Source organism: Streptomyces sp. NPDC057654 (genome assembly GCF_042800135.1).
Taxonomy (GTDB): Bacteria; Actinomycetota; Actinomycetes; order Streptomycetales; family Streptomycetaceae; genus Streptomyces.
The window spans coordinates 1-2134 of record NZ_JBHVHQ010001162.1; the positions used below are offsets into that span (position 1 = coordinate 1).

Annotated in this window: 3 protein-coding genes; all 3 read right to left on the reverse strand. The window is 73.1% G+C overall.

Annotated features, from left to right (window positions below):
* Nucleotides 1-541: DUF4383 domain-containing protein (locus ACFU99_RS41580; protein WP_384403391.1), on the reverse strand; the 541-nt coding region annotated here is incomplete at its 3' end.
* A 162-nt stretch (nt 542-703) separates the two neighbouring features.
* Nucleotides 704-919: a zinc ribbon domain-containing protein gene (locus ACFU99_RS41585; protein ID WP_384403394.1), complete on the reverse strand. Its 216-nt coding sequence runs from the start codon at nt 917-919 to the stop codon at nt 704-706.
* A 54-nt stretch (nt 920-973) separates the two neighbouring features.
* Nucleotides 974-2134, reverse strand: a 1161-nt coding sequence (locus ACFU99_RS41590) for a hypothetical protein (RefSeq protein ID WP_384403397.1), incomplete at its 5' end; no start/stop codon positions are given.

A 2134-nucleotide genomic window follows, 5' to 3' on the forward strand; every position in this document is an offset into this window, starting at 1 on the left:
GGTCCGGATGGCGGGCGCGCCAGTACGGGTTGTCGTGCGGGAGCCCGCCGCTGACCCGCCCGTACATCCCGAAGACCAGCAGCAGTACGCCGACGACGAAGCTGAAGAGCACGTTCTGGATGCGGAAGGCCAGGAAGTTGTAGCGGCCGTCCAGCAGGGCCAGATTGACGAAGCCGCTGAGGACGAAGAGCGCGCCGAGCCCGATGTTGAGCGTCGAGGCGAAGTTGCCGCCGATGACCATGCCGACGAAGAGCAGCGCGCCGACGGCGATGGACAGCACGCTCAGCGTGCCGTTGGTGTTGAGCTGGGCGACCGTGTCGCCGCGGGTGGAGAAGAACCCCACCTTGTCGATCAGCCCGAGGATGCCGAAGGCGAGCAGCACCAGGCCCATGAGGCCGGCGCCGGCGCGGTAGACCTGGCTGAGACGGTGGTCCATCGGCAGGTGCTCGTCGAGCCTGGTGCGTTTCTGACGGGCCTGCCCGCGGTGCGGCGGCCAGGGCCTCGCGTGTCCGGGCCCGGGTGTGGCGTGGCCTGTGGCCATGGTTCCGGCCCTCCTTTGCGGTGCGCTGGGGGAGGAGGTGCGTACGGGGCCGTGATCCCGTACGTACGGGCCGACGCGCGCGCCTCGCGTACGCGCCGCGCGTACGTACGTACTCCCAGGGTCCGCCCGCGGGCCGGTCGGCTCAACTCAGCCGCGCTCAGCTCAGCCGCAGCAACCGCCGCCGCAGCAGCCACCGCCACCGCCGCCGGACTGCGGCTGCGGGGACTGGGCGGCGCCGCCCACGGCGACGGTGGACAGCAGCTTCACGGCCTCGCCGTGCCCGTGGGGGCAACTGGCGGGATCGGAGGAGCGGGCCATGGGGCGCTTGAGCTCGAAGGTGACACCACACGTCTTGCAGCGGTACTCGTAACGGGGCATGCCAGGCAGCATATCCAGCCCTGTCGAGGCCGGTAGGTCCTAGGCCGGTAGCGCTCAGTTCCCGGCGCCGCGGGCTTCGCGGATCTCCTGGACCACGCGGGCGGCGGTCTGCCGCACGGCTTCGGTCTCCGTGAGGAAATGCCACCAGTCGGGGTGGCGGCCGGTCAGGGCGTCGACGGCGCGGTCGAGACGGGCCACGGCGTCGTCCAGGGGGCGGGCGGTGCGCGGGTCGGGGGTGGCGCGGCCCGCCATGGCGAGGCGCTGCGCGTCCCGGATGGCGAACCGGGTCCGTTCGACCTCCTTCTGATGGTCGAAGGAGACCTCGTCGAGTCTGCGCAGCCGGTCGGAGGCCGCGGAGACGGCCTCGTCGGTGGTGTTGAGCAGGGCTCGTACGGTCGAGAGGAGGGCGGTGGCGTCCGGCCAGCGCTGCGCGTCGCGGGCGGTACGGGCCTCGCGCAGCTTGTCCTCGGCCTGCCGTACGGACTGCTCGGCCTGTTCCGGAACCTGCTGCAGATCCTGCCAGCAGGCGGCGCTGTAGCGGCGGCGCAGCTCGCTGAGGACCGGGGCGACACCGGCGGCGCGCGTGGTGATGGCCTGGGCGCGGGTGCGCAGCGAGACGAGCCGCTTGTCTATCTCGGCGGCCTTCTCCGGCAGCCGGTCCGCCTCGCCGCGGATGGCCTCGGCCTCGCGGAGCACCTGGTCGGCGCGGGCGATGGTCTCGGGCACGCCGTGCTGCCCGGCGCCCTGGTTGAGTTTGGTCAGCTCGGGGGCGAGGGCGGCGAGCCGGGCGGCCAGGTCGTCGGCGCCGAGTCCGGCGGCCCGTACCGCGTCGAGCGCGTTGCTCGCGGCGAGCAGCCCCTGCCGGGCCCGCTCCACGGCGGGCGCGAGCCGGGCCAACTGCGTCTCGGCCGTGCCGAGCAGCGGCGCGAGCCCCTGCCCGAACCGCTCCAGGTCGCCCTTGACCCGCTCCAACTCGTCCTTGGCCTTCGACAGGTCGGTGCGGGCGCGGGCGGCGGCCCCGGCGTCGAGGTCGTCGCGGTCCAGGTCATGGCTGTCGACGGCCGTGATGTACGCGCTGGAGACCTGGTCGATGCGGTTCCCGAACGCCGCGAATTCGGCGGCGGCCTTGCGGGCGGCGGGGGAGTCGTCGACGGCGGTGATGGTCTCGATCGAGATCTGGAGGTCGCGCTGGGCGGTGTCCAGCTCGTAGAAGGC